General features: G+C 64.6%; 21 protein-coding genes and 2 pseudogenes. 16 read left to right on the forward strand and 7 right to left on the reverse strand.

The window, feature by feature from the left end:
- The 4 genes from M511_RS17625 to M511_RS17640 form a co-directional block, all read right to left on the reverse strand.
- Positions 1-262 (reverse strand): transposase (locus M511_RS17625; protein ID WP_139824626.1); only part of this gene is annotated, 262 nt, incomplete at its 3' end.
- A gap of 69 nt (positions 263-331) precedes the next feature.
- Positions 332-1,003, reverse strand: coding sequence for a response regulator transcription factor (locus tag M511_RS17630; RefSeq protein ID WP_010399096.1), 672 nt, complete (start codon positions 1,001-1,003; stop codon positions 332-334).
- Positions 988-2,421: a LapD/MoxY N-terminal periplasmic domain-containing protein gene (locus M511_RS17635; protein ID WP_085503045.1), complete on the reverse strand. Its 1,434-nt coding sequence runs from the start codon at positions 2,419-2,421 to the stop codon at positions 988-990. Before M511_RS17635 ends, M511_RS17630 begins: the two co-directional genes overlap by 16 nt.
- Positions 2,418-2,831, reverse strand: a complete 414-nt coding sequence (locus M511_RS17640; protein WP_237701550.1) for a protein moxZ — start codon at positions 2,829-2,831, stop codon at positions 2,418-2,420. Before M511_RS17640 ends, M511_RS17635 begins: the two co-directional genes overlap by 4 nt.
- 400 nt (positions 2,832-3,231) lie before the next feature.
- Between M511_RS17640 and M511_RS17645 the strand changes: the two genes are divergently transcribed.
- The 11 genes from M511_RS17645 to M511_RS17695 all read left to right on the forward strand — a co-directional run bounded on the left by M511_RS17645 (position 3,232) and on the right by M511_RS17695 (position 12,686).
- Complete coding sequence (locus tag M511_RS17645; RefSeq protein ID WP_028714608.1) at positions 3,232-5,130, forward strand: methanol/ethanol family PQQ-dependent dehydrogenase; 1,899 nt, start codon at positions 3,232-3,234, stop codon at positions 5,128-5,130.
- A 72-nt stretch (positions 5,131-5,202) separates the two neighbouring features.
- Positions 5,203-6,033 (forward strand): methanol oxidation system protein MoxJ, encoded by an 831-nt coding sequence (gene moxJ, locus M511_RS17650; RefSeq protein WP_010399088.1) that lies wholly within the window; start codon positions 5,203-5,205, stop codon positions 6,031-6,033.
- A gap of 10 nt (positions 6,034-6,043) precedes the next feature.
- Positions 6,044-6,577 (forward strand): cytochrome c(L), periplasmic, encoded by a 534-nt coding sequence (gene moxG, locus M511_RS17655; RefSeq protein WP_010399085.1) that lies wholly within the window; start codon positions 6,044-6,046, stop codon positions 6,575-6,577.
- A gap of 54 nt (positions 6,578-6,631) precedes the next feature.
- Positions 6,632-6,943, forward strand: coding sequence for a methanol dehydrogenase [cytochrome c] subunit (locus M511_RS17660; RefSeq protein WP_010399081.1), 312 nt, complete (start codon positions 6,632-6,634; stop codon positions 6,941-6,943).
- Positions 6,944-7,004: 61 nt separating this feature from the next.
- Positions 7,005-8,024 (forward strand): AAA family ATPase, encoded by a 1,020-nt coding sequence (locus M511_RS17665; RefSeq protein ID WP_010399074.1) that lies wholly within the window; start codon positions 7,005-7,007, stop codon positions 8,022-8,024.
- A complete protein-coding gene (locus tag M511_RS17670) occupies positions 8,021-8,875 on the forward strand; it encodes a DUF58 domain-containing protein (protein WP_010399072.1) in 855 nt (284 codons plus the stop codon). Before M511_RS17665 ends, M511_RS17670 begins: the two co-directional genes overlap by 4 nt.
- Positions 8,872-9,675 carry a hypothetical protein gene (locus tag M511_RS17675; RefSeq protein WP_010399070.1) on the forward strand — a complete coding sequence of 268 codons (804 nt, stop codon included), beginning with the start codon at positions 8,872-8,874 and terminating at the stop codon, positions 9,673-9,675. The genes M511_RS17670 and M511_RS17675 overlap by 4 nt, the downstream gene beginning before the upstream one ends.
- A complete protein-coding gene (locus tag M511_RS17680) occupies positions 9,672-10,679 on the forward strand; it encodes a vWA domain-containing protein (RefSeq protein ID WP_010399069.1) in 1,008 nt (335 codons plus the stop codon). Before M511_RS17675 ends, M511_RS17680 begins: the two co-directional genes overlap by 4 nt.
- Positions 10,676-11,227: a hypothetical protein gene (locus M511_RS17685; RefSeq protein WP_010399067.1), complete on the forward strand. Its 552-nt coding sequence runs from the start codon at positions 10,676-10,678 to the stop codon at positions 11,225-11,227. Before M511_RS17680 ends, M511_RS17685 begins: the two co-directional genes overlap by 4 nt.
- The gene (locus M511_RS17690; protein ID WP_114669512.1) at positions 11,224-12,156 is read left to right on the forward strand and encodes a vWA domain-containing protein; all 933 of its coding nucleotides are present in this window, start codon (positions 11,224-11,226) and stop codon (positions 12,154-12,156) included. The genes M511_RS17685 and M511_RS17690 overlap by 4 nt, the downstream gene beginning before the upstream one ends.
- Entirely contained in the window at positions 12,153-12,686 is a 534-nt protein-coding gene (locus tag M511_RS17695) for an SRPBCC family protein (RefSeq protein WP_085503047.1), read from the forward strand. Before M511_RS17690 ends, M511_RS17695 begins: the two co-directional genes overlap by 4 nt.
- An 11-nt stretch (positions 12,687-12,697) precedes the next feature.
- Here M511_RS17695 and M511_RS17700 read toward each other — a convergent pair whose 3' ends face one another.
- The 3 genes from M511_RS17700 to M511_RS17710 all read right to left on the reverse strand — a co-directional run bounded on the left by M511_RS17700 (position 12,698) and on the right by M511_RS17710 (position 14,886).
- On the reverse strand, positions 12,698-13,546 hold the full coding sequence (locus tag M511_RS17700; protein WP_028714614.1) for an alpha/beta hydrolase family protein: 849 nt from the start codon (positions 13,544-13,546) through the stop codon (positions 12,698-12,700).
- Positions 13,547-13,608: 62 nt separating this feature from the next.
- Positions 13,609-14,046 (reverse strand): hypothetical protein, encoded by a 438-nt coding sequence (locus M511_RS17705; RefSeq protein ID WP_010399057.1) that lies wholly within the window; start codon positions 14,044-14,046, stop codon positions 13,609-13,611.
- 543 nt (positions 14,047-14,589) lie between these two features.
- On the reverse strand, positions 14,590-14,886 hold the full coding sequence (locus M511_RS17710) for a succinate dehydrogenase and fumarate reductase iron-sulfur protein (protein WP_010399056.1): 297 nt from the start codon (positions 14,884-14,886) through the stop codon (positions 14,590-14,592).
- Between the two features lie 185 nt (positions 14,887-15,071).
- Between M511_RS17710 and M511_RS17715 the strand changes: the two are divergent.
- From M511_RS17715 to M511_RS17735, 5 genes and pseudogenes are all read left to right on the forward strand, one after another.
- Positions 15,072-15,335, forward strand: a pseudogene (locus M511_RS17715) (hypothetical protein); the annotation flags it as partial.
- Positions 15,336-15,602: 267 nt separating this feature from the next.
- Positions 15,603-15,820, forward strand: a pseudogene (locus M511_RS17720) (transposase); the annotation flags it as partial.
- 214 nt (positions 15,821-16,034) lie between these two features.
- A complete protein-coding gene (locus M511_RS17725) occupies positions 16,035-16,856 on the forward strand; it encodes a type IV toxin-antitoxin system AbiEi family antitoxin (protein WP_085503049.1) in 822 nt (273 codons plus the stop codon).
- Positions 16,846-17,763: a nucleotidyl transferase AbiEii/AbiGii toxin family protein gene (locus M511_RS17730; RefSeq protein WP_010399045.1), complete on the forward strand. Its 918-nt coding sequence runs from the start codon at positions 16,846-16,848 to the stop codon at positions 17,761-17,763. The genes M511_RS17725 and M511_RS17730 overlap by 11 nt, the downstream gene beginning before the upstream one ends.
- 208 nt (positions 17,764-17,971) lie before the next feature.
- Positions 17,972-18,248: transposase (locus tag M511_RS17735; protein WP_139824627.1), on the forward strand; the 277-nt coding region annotated here is incomplete at its 3' end.

Below are 18,248 nucleotides of genomic sequence, written 5' to 3' on the forward strand. Positions count from 1 at the left end.
TCTGTTCGTCATGTTCGGCAGCCAGACCTGTCATCATCCGGGCGAAGACGCCCTTATCGCTCCACCGCTTCCAGCGATTGTAAAGCGTCTTGTGCGGCCCATAGGCGGCAGGTGCGTCACGCCATCGTAAGCCGTTGCGATTGATGAAGATTATCCCACTCAAGACGCGTCTGTCATCTACGCGAGGCTTGCCGTGTGACTTCGGAAAGAAAGGCTCAAGGCGCGCCATCTGCGCATCTGTCAGCCAGAAAAGATCAGACATGTTCACCGCTCGTTTTCGAACCGTGAATCACGACACCACCCTGAAATCAATGGGTCCTGACCCTAGACCCTAGTCCCCTTCGAAATAGCGGATGCCCTTGACCACCAGATCGGCAAGGTTTGCCGCGCCGAGTTTGTCCTTCAGCACCAGGCTGACGTTCGAAACTGTCTTGTAGCTGATGCAGGCTCGGTCCGCGATGTCGCGATAGGACATGCCTTCGGTGATCATGCCCAGGATCTCCTCCTCACGGCCGGTCAGGCGCGGGGCGCTCGTTCCTGGGCGCGAGACGTTCAGCAAAGCGATCTGCATCGCCAGACGCGAGTCGACGTAATTGCCGCCTCGAGCCACCTCGGAGAAAGCCTCGCAGATTTCGGCGGGCGGGTTGTCCTTGTTGATGATCCCGTTCGCGCCGAACATGAGTGCGCGGCGGGCCAAGACGGGGCTGCGGTGCATGGTGAAGACCAGGATCGGTAAATCGGGATCGACGCGTCGCAAACGCTCGATCAGCCGGATTCCGGCGATCTTATTCCTGCCAATGCTCAGATCCACTACCATCAGGTCGGGGCGAGCTTGTCTCCATGACCGCCAACCCTCGGATGCCGACGGGGCCGAGGCGATCTCGCATGCGACCTTGGTGCGGATGATCCTACCCCAGCCCTCGGCCACAACGGGGTGGTCGTCCACGATGAGGATCTGCAGGGGGCGGGCGTCGCCTGACTTCATCTTCAGCGAGGCTTGCATGGGCGGGATATCCTCAACTCGGTATGGGTTAGCCTGTTATCTCGCCAGGGGGGCAGATAGGTCGCTCCAAACGCGCGGGCGCGGTCCTGTATGCCGATCTGGCCAAATCCGAGCGGGGGGCGATCGCCGCTGGGACCGGGTTCCGGACCCTTGCCGTTGTCCGTGACGCGCACCACGATCTGCCGGGGCTCGTCCGGCATGGTTTCCAGGCTGACCCGGACCAGAGTGGCGCGCCCGTGCCGTATGGCGTTCAGAACGCTTTCCCGGACGAAGCGATAGATCGACAATTCCGCCAACTCGCCGAGGCTGGAGCCTTCGACCTCTGGGTCGATGTCCAGCACGACCCGCGTTTCGGATGCAACGTCGCGAAACCCGGTGACGAGCTCGGCTAAAAGCTCGATCAGGCTGGCCTCGCCCAGCAGCATCGGGCGCAGGTCGTTGATGGCGGTGCGGGCGCTTCTCTGGACCTCCACGGCATGGCAGGCGATGGCATCCAGCGTCTCGTCCAGGGCGGCAGGCCGGTCCGGCAGGTCGGCGATCATCGCCTGCGCGTGGCTGACGGCGGCCCGCAACGCGAAAAGCTGCGGCCCCATCTCGTCATGCAGGTCCAGCGCGATGCGCGAGCGCTCGGCCTCGGAACTGCTGATCAGGCGGGCCTGCAACAGGTCGTTTTCGGCCCGCTCGGCCTGCAGGTGCGAGGTCAGCGCGTTGACCCCCGCGGCCAGATCGGCGAATTCCGTCAGCCGGTCGTCGGGCGCACGCACCGACAGGCGGCCGTCCTGCATCTGCGACATGGCGGCCTGCACCGACTGCAGTCGCCGCGTCAGCAGCGTCGTCATCAGGAAGGCCAGCCCCACCATGGCAAGCCCGGCCAGGAACAGCACCGGCAGAATGATGCTGAAATCGCTCCACACCTCGGCAATTTCGTCGGTCGGGTCGGCAGCGACGCGCAGCATCCCCAGGACATTCGGATAATGGGTGATGGGGACCAAGGCCTCGACCAGGGGTGGCGTCATGAGGGCCGAGAACCACTGCGGAGCGGACGCCTGGGACCGGAACTGGCCATGCGCGCGATGTTGTAGCGGCCGGCCCTCGGGGTCGAGGATGCGCGCCGAGACATGCCGCAGCCCATCGATCTCTTCGGCAAGGCCGATCGCCTCGGCCATGGTGTCGCGGCCGCCATGACTGGGCGGCAGACGGCGCACGGCGGCCTCATGGGCCAGCCGAAATGCGGATTCGGTTTCCTCCTGCACGGCCTGGCGCGCGTTGAGGATCAGGATGGCCGAGACGATCAGGCACAACGACAGGCTGACAATGCTGGCTAGTCCCATCACGATCCGGCGCAGCGGCACGGTCCGCCGGGCCTGCGGCGCCCGGCTAAATGCCTGGAACGAGAGACCTTCGGTTGACGCGCTCATTCCCTTTGCCTCATGGCTGTGGCAAGGGCATCTGTGTGGCCGGCACCACTGGCCCGCAGGACACGATATTGTTGGGCAACGGGGCCCAAGCTTTTTTCGTGCATATCCTGTGCCGGCATCAGATCGATCATTATCCGATCCAGCGGGGTGTCGGGATATTCCCGCCACAGTTGCAGGACGCGGTTGGCGATCATCCGGGGGCTTTCCCGGTAATGCGCCGAGAGCGCGCTCAGCAACGGGGCCAGCGTCCGGGACGGCAGACCGGACTCAGTGGACAGGAAGGCTTCTGGGCTGCGGGCGTCATCGACTTCCAGCCAATGCGTGCTTTCTGCGGCCAGGGCTTGCCTGGGCTTGGCCGAAGGCAGGGTCTGGTCATCCTCCTCGTAACAGGCGCCCAAGGCAAGCAGCACCGCTATGCCTGCCGCATAGCGCCCTACGACGGTGCCACGGCAAAAACCCATCCTGCCTCCTCCTGTTTTCTGCGGTTTTTCTGCGCTGCGGTGATTCGCCGCCAGCGTATCCTCCTGAGGTCGAGACTATGCCCACCTTTGGTATGGAACAACCGCCGCGTGCTGCGACGTTGGTCTGGCGCTTGCCGAAAACGGGTGATGCATCACCCGGATCGAACGGGGAAAAACCCCCGAGAAAGTCGGGAAGCCCACCCTGCAGACAAGGCGGATAGCGGAATGCCTAATCAGTCCTGCGGCGGTTCGGGAGTGGAGGCCCGAACCCGCCAAGTGTCGTGACCGCCGGGGTCGGAGGACTGGCCGCCGGTCCGCGCCAGAGACAGCGAGAGGGAGCGAGATCGCTATGAATAGGAACACCCCGAAGGTAACGGGCGCGTCGAGCCTTGCGATGGCCGTCGCCATGGGCCTTGCCGTCCTGACGACTGCGCCAGCGACCGCCAACGACCAGTTGGTCGAACTGGCCAAGGACCCCGCGAACTGGGTCATGACCGGGCGTGACTACAACGCGCAGAACTATTCCGAGATGACCGACATCAACAAGGAGAACGTCAAGCAGCTGCGGCCCGCCTGGTCGTTCTCGACCGGGGTGCTGCATGGGCACGAAGGCACGCCGCTGGTCGTCGGCGACCGGATGTTCATCCACACGCCCTTCCCGAACACCACCTTCGCGCTGGACCTGAACGAGCCGGGCAAGATCCTGTGGCAGAACAAGCCCAAGCAGAACCCCACGGCCCGGACCGTGGCCTGCTGCGACGTGGTCAACCGAGGCCTCGCCTATTGGCCGGGCGACGACGAGGTCAAGCCGCTGATCTTCCGCACCCAGCTCGACGGCCATATCGTCGCCATGGATGCCGAGACCGGCGAGACGCGCTGGATCATGGAGAATTCGGACATCAAGGTCGGCTCGACCCTGACCATCGCGCCTTATGTCATCAAGGACCTGGTGCTGGTCGGATCGTCCGGCGCCGAGCTGGGGGTGCGCGGCTATGTCACCGCCTATGATGTCAAGACCGGCGAGAAGAAATGGCGCGCCTTCGCCACCGGCCCGGACGAGGAGCTGCTGCTGGCCGAGGACTTCAACGCCCCGAACCCGCATTACGGCCAGAAGAACCTGGGCCTGGAGACATGGGAGGGCGACGCCTGGAAGATCGGCGGCGGCACCAACTGGGGCTGGTATGCCTATGACCCCGAGGTGGACCTGTTCTATTACGGCTCGGGCAACCCCGCGCCCTGGAACGAGACCATGCGTCCGGGCGACAACAAATGGACCATGGCGATCTGGGGCCGCGAGGCGACCACCGGCGAGGCGAAATTCGCCTATCAGAAGACGCCGCATGACGAATGGGACTATGCCGGCGTCAACGTGATGATGCTGTCGGAGCAGGAGGACAAGGAGGGCAACATGCGCAAGCTGCTGACCCACCCTGACCGCAACGGCATCGTCTATACGCTGGACCGCACCAATGGCGACCTGATCTCGGCCGACAAGATGGACGACACTGTCAACTGGGTGAAGGAGGTGCAGCTGGATACCGGCCTGCCGGTGCGCGATCCCGAATTCGGCACGCGCATGGACCACAAGGCCCGCGACATCTGCCCCTCGGCCATGGGCTACCACAACCAGGGCCATGACAGCTACGACCCCGAGCGCAAGGTCTTCATGCTGGGCATCAACCACATCTGCATGGATTGGGAGCCCTTTATGCTGCCCTATCGCGCCGGGCAGTTCTTCGTCGGTGCCACGCTGACCATGTATCCGGGGCCGAAGGGCGACCGCCAGAACGCGCTGGGGCTGGGCCAGATCAAGGCCTACGACGCCATCTCGGGCGAGATGAAATGGGAAAAGATGGAGCGCTTCTCGGTTTGGGGCGGCACCATGGCCACCGCGGGCGGGCTGACATTCTATGGCACGCTGGACGGCTTCATCAAGGCCCGCGACAGCGACACCGGCGACCTGCTGTGGAAGTTCAAGCTGCCCTCGGGCGTGATCGGCCATCCGATGACCTACAAGCATGACGGCCGGCAATATGTCGCGATCATGTACGGCGTCGGCGGCTGGCCGGGCGTGGGTCTGGTCTTCGACCTGGCCGACCCGACTGCCGGGCTGGGCTCGGTGGGGGCCTTCAAGCGGTTGCAGGAGTTCACCCAGATGGGCGGCGGCGTGATGGTCTTCTCGCTCGACGGCGAGAGCCCCTATTCCGACCCGAACGTGGGCGAATACGCGCCGGGCGAGCCCGCCTGACGCGACAGGCCGGCCCGCGCTTCCTTCCTGGCGGGCCGGCCTGCTTGAGCTATTCAGTCTGGAGAAACCGAAATGCTTGTTGATTTCCGCCAGGTTTGCGGTGTCGGGGTGGCAGTTCTTGCCCTTGCATCGCCCGCTCTGGCCGACACGACGAACCTGCGTGTCTGCGCCTCGACCAAGGATGCGCCGTTCTCGGATGCGCAGGGCAGGGGCTTTGAAAACAAGATCGCCCAGGTGCTGGCCGACGAGATGGGCGCCACGCTTGATCTGGTGATGCTGGAAAAGGACGCGATCTACCTGGTCCGCGACGGCATCGAAAAGGATCTGTGCGACGTGCTGATCGGCGTGGATGCGGGCGACGAACGGCTGCTGACCACCCAGCCCTACTACCGTTCGGGCTATGCCTTTGTCACGCGGCAGGACCGCAACTTCGAGGGCGACAAGTGGCAGGACGTGGATCAGGAGGGGTTCGACACCTTCTCGTATCGCCTGCATTCCCCGGCAGAGACGATCCTGAAATATACCGGCCGCTACGAATACAACCTGATCTACCAGGCCTCGCTGACCAATTTCGAGGACCGGCGAAACAAATACACCCAGGTCGAGGCCAGCCGCGTCATCACGGAGGTCGCGGATGGCGGGGCCGATCTGGCCATCGTCTTCGCCCCCGAGGCGGCGCGCTATGTCCGCGACTCGCGCGAGCCCTTGCGTATGACCCTGATTACCAATGAAATCGAACGCTCGGACGGCGTCATCATCCCGCTGCAATATTCGCAGTCCGTGGGCGTGTCCAAGACCCATCCCGAGCTTCTGGGGCCGATCGAACAGGCCCTGCAATCCGGCAAAGCCAGGATTGATGCCATCCTGACCGAGGAAGGCATCCCCCTGCTGCCGTCAAGCTGAAGGAAATGGAATGACGAAGCCCAGGATCCTTGCCGCATTCGCAATGACCCTCATCATCCCGGTCGCGGCAATGGCGGCCCCGCAGTTCTTCAACATCATCGACGGCTCACCGCTGAACTTCGACGACGCCATGGAGGAAGGCCGCGACACCGAGGCCGTGAAGCACTTCCTGGAAACCGGCGAGAACGTCTACAACGAGGATCCCGAGATCCTGCCCGAGGCCGAAGAGCTTTATGCCGGCATGTGCTCGGGCTGCCATGGGCATTATGCCGAAGGCAAGATCGGTCCCGGCCTGAACGACGCCTACTGGACCTATCCCGGCAACGAAACCGACGTCGGGCTGTTCTCGACGCTTTACGGCGGCGCGACGGGGCAGATGGGGCCGATGTGGGGCAGCCTGACGCTGGACGAGATGCTCAGGACCATGGCCTGGGTGCGCCACCTCTATACCGGCGATCCCAAGGACGCCAGCTGGCTGACGGACGAGCAGAAGGCCGGCTTTACCCCGTTCCAACCCAAATCGTCCGGCGAAGACCAGTCGTGAACCCGAACCGCCGGGCGGCGGCCCGCCCGGCCTGACCCAGAAGGAGGAGACAGAATGAAACGCATCCTGACCCTGACCGTTGCCGCCCTGGCGCTCGGCACTCCGGCGCTGGCCTATGACGGCACCAACTGCAAGGCCCCCGGCAATTGCTGGGAGCCGAAGCCCGACTACCCGGCAAAGGTCGAGGGCTCGAAATACGACCCGCAGCACGACCCGGCCGAACTGTCCAAGCAGGGCGAGTCGCTGGCCGTCATGGATGCCCGCAATGAATGGCGGGTCTGGAACATGAAAAAGACCGGCAAGTTCGAATATGACGTCAAGAAGATCGACGGCTACGACGAGACCAAGGCTCCGCCCGCCGAATAAGCGGGCCGGGGGCGCTGCGCGTGCTTCCAGACCACGCGCAGCGTGATATTCGGGACGGATCATGGATAGCAATATTTCGGACTGGCACGCCCGGTTCCGCGACGCCGAAGCGGCGCTGAACGGCGTCGTTCTGGGGCAGGCGCGGACCATCCGCCTGCTGCTCATTTCCGCGCTGTGCCGGGGCCATGTGCTGCTGGCGGGCGATGTCGGCACCGGCAAGACCACGCTTTTGCGCGCCATGGCCCGCGCGCTGGGCGGCCCCTATGGCCGGGCCGAGGGCACGGTGGACCTGCTGCCGACCGACCTGATCTATTCCGCGCATATCGCCGAGGATGGCCGCCCCCGGATCGAGCCCGGCCCGGTGCTGGAGCAGGGCGAGGAACTGGCGGTCTTCTTCTTCAACGAGATCAACCGCGCCCGTCCGCAGGTCCATGCGCTTCTCTTGCGCCTGATGGCCGAGCGCAGCCTGTCGGCGTTCCGCCGCGAATACCATTTCCCGCATTTGCAGGTCTTCGCCGACCGCAACCAGATCGAGCGCGACGAGACCTTCGAGCTGCCCGCCGCCGCCCGCGACCGTTTCCTGATGGAGATCGCCGTCAATGCGCCCGCCGCGCCCGAGGACCGCGTGGCCCTGGCCTTCGAGCCGCGCTTTCACGACACCACCGCCCTGATCGCCGAGGTCGGGCAGGGCATCCTGCCCTATCGCGGGTTGAACGATCTGGCAGCGGGGGTCCAGGCCGGCACCCATGCCAGCCCGGCGCTGCGGCGCTATGTGTTCGACCTGTGCGAGGCGCTGCGCAATCCCGCCTCGGCCGGGCTGGCGCTGGAGGGCGCCGACGCCGCCCGCCTGATCCGCGGCGGCGTCAGTCCGCGCGGGATGCAGCATCTCGTCCGCGCCGCCCGCGCCTGCGCCTGGCTGGAGGGACGGGAAGCCGTGCTGCCGCAGGACGTGCGCGCCGTGCTGGCCCCGGTGATGGCGCATCGCATCTTCCTGTCGCCCGCCTACGAGCCGCGGCGCGAGGCGCTGGTTCCGGCGCTGATCGACGCGGCCTTCGCGACGATTCCGGTTCCTGCCGCATGAACGCCCAACTGCACCTGTTCGACGCCCTCGCATGGCGGCTGACGCAGGGGCTGCCGGGGTTGCGCATGGGCGCCCATGCCGGCCGGATGCGCGGCGCGGGCGAGAATTTTGCCGATATCGCGCCGCTGTTGGCGCATCCCGATCCCCGGCGGCTGGACCTGCGCCGCTCGATCACCGACCCGCTGGGCGTGCTGCATGTGCGGCGGTTCCAGACCCGCACCGACCTGCGGCTGCACGTGGCGCTGGATGCCTCGGCCTCGCTGGGTGCGGTGGCCCATGCCGATCGCGCGGGCCTGGCGCGGCTCTTGGCCGCAGGCTTTGCGCAGGCCGCGCGGCGGGCGCGCGACCCGTTCTCGCTGACCGTCTGCGCCGGGGACCGGGTGCTTCACGACCAGCCGCCCACGCGGCGCAGCCTTGCCGCGGACCTGCTGGATCTGCCGCTGGTGCCTGCGGGCCGGGGCACGGCGGCGCTGGAGGCCATGGCGCATGATCTGCCCCAAGAGCGGATCCTTGTGGTGCTGATCTCGGATTTCGAGCTGTCGCCTGACGAGCTGGCCGCGCTGCTGGCCGCGCTGCGGCCGCGTCCCGTGCTGCCCGTCTGGCTGCGCGACAGCGGCTTTGACGCACCGCCGCCGCGCCTGGGCCTGGCCGAGCTTTGCGACCCGGAAACCGGACGCCGCCGCACCGTGCTGACCACGCGTCGCTGGGCGGCGCGCCAAGCCCAACGGGTGCGGAACCGGCAGGCCGCCCTGCGCCGCGTCCTGGCCGAGCACGGCCTTTCGCCGATCGAGATCACCGACAGCATCGACGTGGCAGAACTGGCCGCTTCGCTTTCCGAGGCACCGCTATGAAATGGCTGGCGCTGCTCCTGCTGCCGTTTCCGGCGCTTGCGCAACAGGTCGAGAACCCGCGGCCCTATGGCTGGTGGCTGGGCGACGAACTGGTGCAGCGCATCCGCATCCAGGGGCAGGTGGATCCGTCCTCGCTGCCCCGGCCGCGCGCCGTGGACTATTGGCTGGACCTGCGCGACGTGGCACGGCGCGACATCGCCGGCGGCACGGAACTGACGCTGCGCTGGCAGAACTTCTATTCGGCGCTAGAGCCGCGCGAACGGCAGGTGCCGGCATCGGCGATCCGGCTGGTTGATGGCACGGCGCTGGAATTGCCGGGCTTTCGCTATGTCACCGCGCCGATCCGGCCGATCCTGGCGCCCTCGACGCCGGACCAGTTGCAGCCGGACCCGCCGTTCCACCTGATCGACCCGATGCCGGCAGGATTGCGGCTGCTGGCCTCGGCCGTCGCGCTGGTCGCGGGGGTGCTGGCGCTTGCCTGGCAGCAGGGCTGGTTCCCGTTCCACCGCCGCGCGGCGCGACCCTTCACCCGCGCCGCGCGCGCGGTGGTCCACCTGCCCGAGCGGCAGGCCCGCCGTGCCCTGCACCGCGCCTTCGACCAAAGTTTCGGCCGGGTGCTGATCGGGGCCGAGCTCGACCGCTTCCTGGCCGATGCGCCGCAATTCGCGCCGCTGGCCGAGCGGCTGCGCGGCTTTTTCGCGGCCTCCGACGCGGCCTTCTTCGGCTTGGGATCCGGCCCCGTGCAGGACATCCCGCAACTCGCCCGCGACCTCGCGGCCATCGAGCGGGGGCGGCGATGATCGGTTTCGCCTGGCCAGCCGCGCTTTTCGCCCTGCCGCTGGCGCTGCTGCCGCTGGTCATCCGCTGGCTGCGGACATCCGCCGTGCCGCGGCTGGACCTGCGTGCGGTCGAGGGGCGCGCCATCGGCCCGCTGCTGGTTGCACTGGCGCTGCTGACGCCGGCGGCGCTGATCCTCGGCCTTGCCCAGCCCTATCTGCGCGGCGGCAGCGTCGCCTATCGCGGCATCGGCACGAACCTGGTGCTGCTGATCGACCGCTCCTCCAGCATGGACGACACCTTCGCCGGGCGCTCGCCGCAGGGGGGCGACGAAAGCAAGGCCAGCGCCGCGCGGCGCATCCTGCTGGACTTCATCGCCCGCCGCCCCGACGACCGCATCGGCATCGCCGCCTTTTCCACCGCCCCGATGCTGGTGCTGCCGATGACCGAAAGCCGGACCGCCATCGCCGCCGCCGTTGCCGCCCTGGCCGAGCCGGGCCTGTCCCAGACCGATGTGGGCCGCGGCCTGACCCTGGCGATGGAGATGGCGGATGAGGCATCGGCCAGTGACTCGCGTGCCGTGGTGCTGGTCAGCGACGGGGCCGCGGTCATCGCGCCCGAGGTCCAGACCGCGCTGCGCAACCTGGCGGCGCGCCGGCAGGTCAACATCTATTGGCTCTACCTGCGCACCAAGGGCGCGAAGGGCATCTTCGAGGTGCCCGAGCCCGGCCAGGCCGACACCCCGCATCTGCGCCCCGAGCGGCACCTGCATATCTTCCTGCAAAGCCTGGGCCTGCCCTATCACGCCTTCGAGGCCGACAGCCCCGGCGCGGTCGAGGATGCCGTGACCGAGATCGGGCGCATGGAATCCCGCCCGATCCTGACCCGCCGCCCGGTGCCGCGCCGCGACCTGGCCTGGGCCTGCTATCTGCTGGCCTTTCTGTGCTGCGCGGCGCTGGCGGCGGCCCGCTGGCTCGAACGACGCTATGCCCCCCGCTGCCCCGCGCCCCTGCTGGTCCCGGTATGAGACGGCTGGGCTTTCCCGCGCTGCTGGCCTGGGTCGCGCTCGCGGCCGGCGCGGTGCTGTGGTCGGGCTGGCAGCTTTGGGGGATGGCCGTCGACAATCGCGCCATCCGCAGCCTGGCAGGCGGCAGCGACGTCGCGCTGCGCCAGGCGGCCGATCCGCGCGCCGCCCATGCCCGCGCGCTTTTCCTGGTGCTGCGCGACCGGCCGCAAGAGGCCGAGACGCTGCTGGCCGGGCTGGCCACCGCCCCGCCCGGCCTGCGCTCGGAATACCACTACGCCATCGGCAATGCCCGGATGCGCATGGGGTTCGAGCGTATCGAGCGCAATCGCATCGACGAGGCCACCGCGCTGATCAACCTGGCCAAGGCATCCTATCGCGAGGCGCTGCGCGCCCGACCCGGCAATTTCGACGCCAAGGTGAACCTGGACCTGGCCACGCGCCTGGTCCGCGACATGCCGCGCGAAGGACAGGACGGCGACGAAGACTCCGAGACCCGGCCGCGCCGGCTGTGGACCGACCTGCCGGGCCTGCCGCGGGGGGCGCCGTGACCGCGGCCCGCGCCATCCTGCCCGCGCTGGCCGCCGGGCTGGCTCTCGTCGCCGCGGCAGGGCCGGGCATCGAGGGCCGGCGCGAGTTGCGCGACGTGCTGATCGTGGTGGACATCACCCGCTCGATGAACGTGCGCGACATGGACGGCGCGTCGCGGCTGGATGCGGCGCGGGACGTGCTGACGCGCTGGATCGCCAGCCAGCCTTGCGGTGCCCGCGTCGGTCTCGGCTTCTTTACCGAGCGCCGCAGCCTGACGCTGATCGAGCCGGTCGAGATCTGCACCGACTATGCCACGCTGGCCGGCACCCTGGCCGGCCTGGACTGGCGCATGGCCTGGGAAGGCGACAGCATGATCTCGAAAGGGTTGAATCATGCGTTGAACCGGGCGCGCGGGCTGGATGCGGCACTGATCTTCGTCACCGATGGACAAGAAGCCCCGCCCCTGCCGTATTCCGGGCCGGACGGCTGGCGCGAGGACAGCCCCGGCGGCGTTGTCCTGGGGGCCGGCGGCGACCAGCCGGCGCCGATCCCGAAATTCGACGACCTGGGCCGCGAGACCGGCTTCTACGGACCCACCGACGTGCAGCACGCCCCCGCTCGCATAGGCGCCCCGCCCACGGATGCGGCGGACCGGCCCGGCTTTCACCCGCGCAACAACCCCTATGGCGAAGCCGACCTCGAAGGGTCCGAGCACCTGTCGGCGATGCGCGCGGAATACCTGACCCGGCTTGCCGGCGAACGCGGCATGGGTTTCGCGCGGCTCTCGGCCGGGCCCGCAGCTTTGCAGGCGACACTGGCCGCCCACGCCCCCGCGCGTCGGGTCGCGACACATCGCAGCCTGTCGCCGGTTTTCGGCGCGCTGGCCCTGGCCGTACTGCTGGCCGCGCTGCTGGCCACCCCGCTTCATGCAAGGAAGGAGACCCCATGATGAACCGCAGAACCCTGCTAGCCTCGGCGCTGACGGCGCTGGTCGCGACCCCGCTGCTCGCCCATGGCCCGACGCCGCAGCAACTGTCGCGCAGCGTCAAGGTGGCCGCCCCGCCCGAGAAAGTCTGGGCCCTGCTTGCCGATCCGGCCTCGATCGCGGCCTGGCATCCGGCCATCGCCGAGGCCAGCATGGAGGGCGATGGCGCCGGCGCGAAGCGCAGCATCGCATTCAAGTCGGGCGGCATCCTGGTCGACGGCATCGACGACATCGGCGCCGAGACGATGACGATCCGCTGGCGGCTGTCCCGGGAAGACATCGAGGTGTTTCCGGTCAGCTTCTATACCAACAGCGTCACGGTGACACCCGACGGCGACGGTGCAAGCGTCGCATGGCAGGCCAGCTTCTTCCGCGCCGACACGACCAACGAGCCCGAGGAGCGGTTCAGCGACGAGGCCGCCGTCGCGGCCATGGAGAAATATGTCGATGACGCCCTGGCCGGCATCAAGGCCGCCGCCGAGACCGGCGGCTGAGCGCGCCCCGATCAGCGCGTCTTGCCAAGCGTGTCCCTGAACCGCTCGACGGTCGCCTCGATGACCTCGGGGGCCAGCGAGCGGCTGGGGGTATAGACATGAAAGACGTGGTCGCCGCCCTCGATCACCACGGCCCGCTTGTCTGCGCCCGCCGCTGCCTCGATCAGCGCGGGCGTGTATTTGCGATAGGGATCGTCGCTGCCGTTCACGGTCATGAGCGGCCCGTCATAGGCCCGCAGCCCCGCCAGAAGGTCGTGCCGACCCAGGCTGTCGAAGAAGCCCCGTTTCAGCGCCATGGTCCGCCAGCCCAGGTCCAGCCCGACGATGCCGTCCCGTGCCGCCAGATCGAAGGCGCGCTGGCCCAGGCTATCCAGCATGTCGTCATGGTAATTGCCCACGGGTGCCCAGACGACAAGCGACTTGATGGCTTCCGGTTGAGCCGCAGCCAATTCGATGGCGGCTCCTGCACCGAAGGAAAAGCCCATCACGCCGATACGCCCGGCATCGACCTTATCCATCGCGGCCAGCGCCTGCAATGCAATCGCCGCGTCCTCGTTCTGCCGCTCTAATGTGAATGCACCCGTATCACCGTCCGATTTGCCAAAGCCCCGAAAATCGATCCGAAGCGAGGCAATACCATTCCTGGCCAACGCCGTTGCGGTATCGGCGAATATGATGCCGACCTCATCACGGCTGGAACCTAGTCCGTGAAACATCAATACGGCAGGAAATTTTCCGTGTCCTGCCGGTATCTCAACGGTAGCAGCAATGCCTCGGTCGAGGGTCAGCGATAATGTTTCTCCATGAACAGGGACTGCCATCAGGGCAAGAACCGCGCTGGCTGACAATCCTTTGCGCATGGCAACCCTTCAATTGCGGATAATTAACGGCCTTGAAGCTTTGTAGATTTGGTTTGAGCATTCTATTCGACCACAAACTTGCCCTTGGTGATATTGGCCGGTTCATCGTGGTCTTGCACAGTGAACTCAAAGGTGCCGGAGCGGACCGGATAAAAACTGAAGCGTATCGTTCCTGCCTCGTCGCATTGGAGGGTATGAAAACTCAGCCCCTGCATATGAATCTCTTGGCCTTCAACACTGACGACTCTCAGATGCGAGTTCGACAGTAAAGGCACGGACTCGAATTGAAATCCTGTGTCCCCGACATCTTCCGCACAGACGAAATTGAGGCGATAGTATTCATTCTTGGAAAGTTGGAACTCGTCTTGCGATATTGTGGGCTCCCCATTCTCGCCTGCTGAAACCTCAAGAAACAACTCTTCCAATGGGGCGGGCTGTGCTGATGCAGAGAATGTCATGTTGACTGCAAGAAAGGCTATGACGACGAATTCTCCATTCATGCTGCTTCTCCAATTCAAGCTAAGTGGGTAATTTACTTTATAGCGTGGTCGAAGGGTTAAGGCTTGGCGAGATCTCGAGGTCGCTGGGTGAAAGTCGCTAATATGCTGACGGCAGAGAAAGCAGAACATTGCTGGTGTGTCTTGAAATGGCAGGGCTGACGGTGCAATTCATGTTCGATGCGCATAATGATCTCTAATCCCGACGACGCGGCTTGGCCTTGCGCGGACGACAGATTTTAGAGACGTGGAGCGTGGCCTTGAAAGCTTGCGTCAACCTTGATGCCCAACCCCTTTATCATCCATTGTTCATGACGCTTGCAAGCATAACAGCCAAAGATACGGAGAGCAACAATTACCGATATTCCACGCTGCTCCGCGCCGGTGGCGGCAGTGTTGTTCGAATCTACCGATAAGCCTCTTCAGTCTGGAGTAGAGCACTGATTGGCAATCATGTTTGCAGGAGAATTTCCTCGATTTCGCGGGATATTTTCCTCATTGCAAAAGGGGGGGTCTAACCTACGAGCGCTGTCACGAACCAATTTTCTATGCCGCGCGAGCGATGGTTGGGAGAAGGGTGATTTCCTTCCCCACATCAGCATCGCCGCTTCTCGCAGATTCCAAGGTATGTTGTGCGAGGGAGTAGAGCCGCTTGATCCTGCCTGCGCAGATTACTGCTCCGGTGCCGAAAGTCAGCGCAGGGCCGATCCTGTTCCCTACCCAGAACAGCGCGTCGAGCAGCATCGGCCCGCAAACGTCTAGATCGCCCCGGAGCATATCCAGCTGCGGGCCGGCCAAGCCGTGGGGATCGAAGCGATAGATGCGCAGCGTCGCGATCCGCATAGCGCCCTCCGGCACGCGCCAAGTTTCCCCTCGGTGACGCGCGAAAGCGTCGCCAAACCCAGGTTGCGCGGACAGAAAAGCGCCGCGGCCACCACCCGGGTGCCTTTCGCGGTGATCACGACCGGCACCCGGGTGGTGGCCGCGGCGATGGGAGATGGGGGTGAACGGCTGGACCTGCGCGGGATGTTCTGGTCAAGTCAACGCTTGGCCAGCCCGTGCCCTCGGCTCGGTTCATGGGCAGGTACGAGTTCGAGATCCTGCGCGCCGGCAGCGCGGTCGAGTCCTCCGAGGCGGATCGCGCCGCCGTGCTGGATGCTGAGTCGATGATCCTGCCGGTGGCCGAGCCGGGCTCCGGCCCGTTCCGGGGCCGCGAGATGCGGTGGACGCGAACACCTGGGGACGAAGGGCAGCGCATGATCCTTGTCTTGGTATCTGGCGCTGATGACTAGGCCCTGCCTGGATCTGATCGGAGTTTAACAGGCTGCTGAAAAAGGATTTTGAGAGGACGACGCAGCGGAAATCGTTCTGGATCCAGCTAATATCGGCCCGGAGATGGGGTGTCTTCGGCAAATTTGAGGCGGATTTCCCGGTTCCCCGTCCGCGCTGTCCTGTCGCAAGGACTTTTTCAGCAGCCTGTTAGGTAGCAAACGCACCAAATCGTTGACGCAGTGGCCCTCATAGAACATTATATGAACATGATGACCCTGGAGGCCTCCATAGCACAGCACTTTCTTCTCTCCGCGGCGGCACGAACACTTTCGCTCAAGGTGATTTTTTTTCCGCTGGCGAGGAGGCCGCCTATCGCCGGTTCTGCCGGCTGCGCTGGCCAGAGACAGACGGCGCGCCGGTCTGTCCGGCCTGCGGATGCGCTGATGTCTATGACCTGACGACCCGTCGGACCCCCACGACATCCGCCACCGCTTCCCGCTTTACGGCGGGCGTTACCACTTTCGCGATGCGACATCCTTCAGGATCGCGTTGTCGAGCATGGCTTTTCGATTCGCGCCGACATGTTCTGGTCTGCAGGGGTGTCGTATGCACGAGCGGTCCTTGAGAAATTCGTGATTGGAGTGCTTGGAGCACCGTAGTTGGACATTTTTTAAAGAGACTCATGGTGTCTGCTTTGAAAATATGCCATCATAAGCGTCATGGCGACCGAAAGATCTCAAAACCTGAAGAAGGTTCTTGATGCAGTACCCACAGGGTATCTGATCGATGCCGCGTGGCTCACCGCGCATGGTGTCGCCTACGAGACCTTTCGCGACTATGTCAAGCGCGGCTGGCTCGAGCGAGTTACCCGAGGCCTTTTCCGTCGCCCGTTTCCGGGCACTTCTGCTTCGGATACGATCGACTGGAAGATCTGCCTGCTCTCAGTCCAGCACATCATGCGCTACGATGCCCATGTCGGTGGCATGACGGCGCTCGCCCAGCAGGGTCACGGTCATTACCTGCGCCTGGGCGGCAACGTCCCGGTATGGGTCTATGGCGAAGCGATACCGAACTGGCTTTCGAAGCTGCCGCTGAACGCGCCGATCGAGACGCGCAGCAGGTCTCTTTTTGGCGATCCGAAGCTGGGCCTTCCCGATGATACCACGGATGCCGGGCAAACCCTTCCCTGGGACTGGCAGCTCAGGATGTCGTCTCCCGAACGGGCAATCCTCGAAGCTATCGATGAGCTGCCCGACCATGAAAGCTTTCACAACCTCGACATGGTATTCGAGAGCCTGACGACGCTGCGCCCGAAGATGCTGTCGGCGCTGCTGTACAGTTGCAGGAAGATCAAGGTGAGGCGGCTGTTCTTCGTCTTCGCTGATCGCCACGGCCACCCATGGCGCAAGCGCCTTGATCCCGAGGAATTCAACCTTGGCAGCGGCGACCGCGCCTTGGTAAAGGGCGGCAGGATACACCCACGGTACCGTATCGTGGTGCCGGAGGAATTCGTAGCGACTGAGGCTGGCGATGGCACGTGAGGATTATGAAATCCAAGTCGCGCTGCTCGTGCGCCTGCTCCCGCATGTCGCGAAGGAAAAGGCATTCGCGCTCAAGGGCGGCACGGCGATCAATCTGTTCTACCGCGATCTGCCCCGCCTGTCGGTCGATATCGATCTGACCTACCTGCCGATCAAGGATCGCCGTGAAAGCCTCGCTGAGATTAACGAGGCAATGGATCGCATCGCCGCCGCCATCGAGGGCAGCATAGCCGGTGCGAAGACGCAACGCATCCAAGGCGGGGGAGGCGGTGCCACCCGTGTTCTCGCTCGTCTGGGAAACGCCGAGATCAAGATCGAGACCTCGCCGGTCATGCGTGGCGCCGTCCACGATCCCGAGATGCGCCCGGTGTCAGATGCGGTTGAGGACGAATTCGGTTATGCAGAGATGCAGGTGGTTTCCTTCGAGGACCTGTTCGGAGGCAAATTGCATGCCGCAGTGGACCGCCAGCATCCGCGTGACCTCTATGACATCAAGCTGCTGTACGAGAATGAAGGTCTGACAGAGGATCTGTTCCGGACCTTCCTGATCTACATTGCCTGCTCATCGCGTCCCGCGCATGAACTTCTGAACCCGAACTTTATCGACCTCGACCAGCCCTATACGAAGGAGTTTGAAGGCATGACAAAGGTCCGTGTCAGTCTTGACGACCTGCTCAAAACCCGCAAACGGCTGGTCGCGGACATCCGGTCTCGCCTTGATGAAAAGGCCAGGACGTTTCTCCTGAGCCTGCATGATGGCACGCCCGATTTCGATGCCATCGAACGGCCGCGGGCGGCTGACCTGCCTGCGGTTGGTTGGAAGCTGATCAATCTGGAGAAGCTGAAGAACCACAACCCAGGCAAGCATGCGCAGCAACGTTCTGTACTGGAAGGGCTGTTCAGCTAGCCGCAGTTGTGGTTGTCTTTTCGTTTCGGCGACATCCGGCCGCAGTTCTCCTGTCCGGTCTCCAGCGATAAATACGAGGTGTGACTACTTCGAAAACAGAGTTTCATAAACGATAGCAATGTATTATACTAAGCGACGAGTTTAGGGTCAGGACCCATTGATTTACGCTTGTCGGCGTGATTCACGGTTCGAAAATCGAGCGGTGAACATGTCTGATCTTTTCTGGCTGACGGATGCGCAGATGGCGCGCCTGGAGCCCTTCTTCCCGAAGTCCCATGGCAAACCTCGCGTTGACGATCGACGCGTGCTGAGTGGCATTATCTTCGTCAATCGCAATGGTTTAAGGTGGCGCGACGCACCAAGTGCGTACGGCCCACATAAGACGCTCTACAACCGCTGGAAGCGTTGGAGCGACAAAGGCATCTTCGCGAAGATGATGGCGGGGCTGGCCGCCAAGCACGGTGAGAAGAAGACTGTGATGATCG

The sequence above is a fragment of the Paracoccus sp. J56 genome (assembly GCF_019633685.1).
Classification (GTDB): Bacteria; Pseudomonadota; Alphaproteobacteria; order Rhodobacterales; family Rhodobacteraceae; genus Paracoccus; species Paracoccus kondratievae.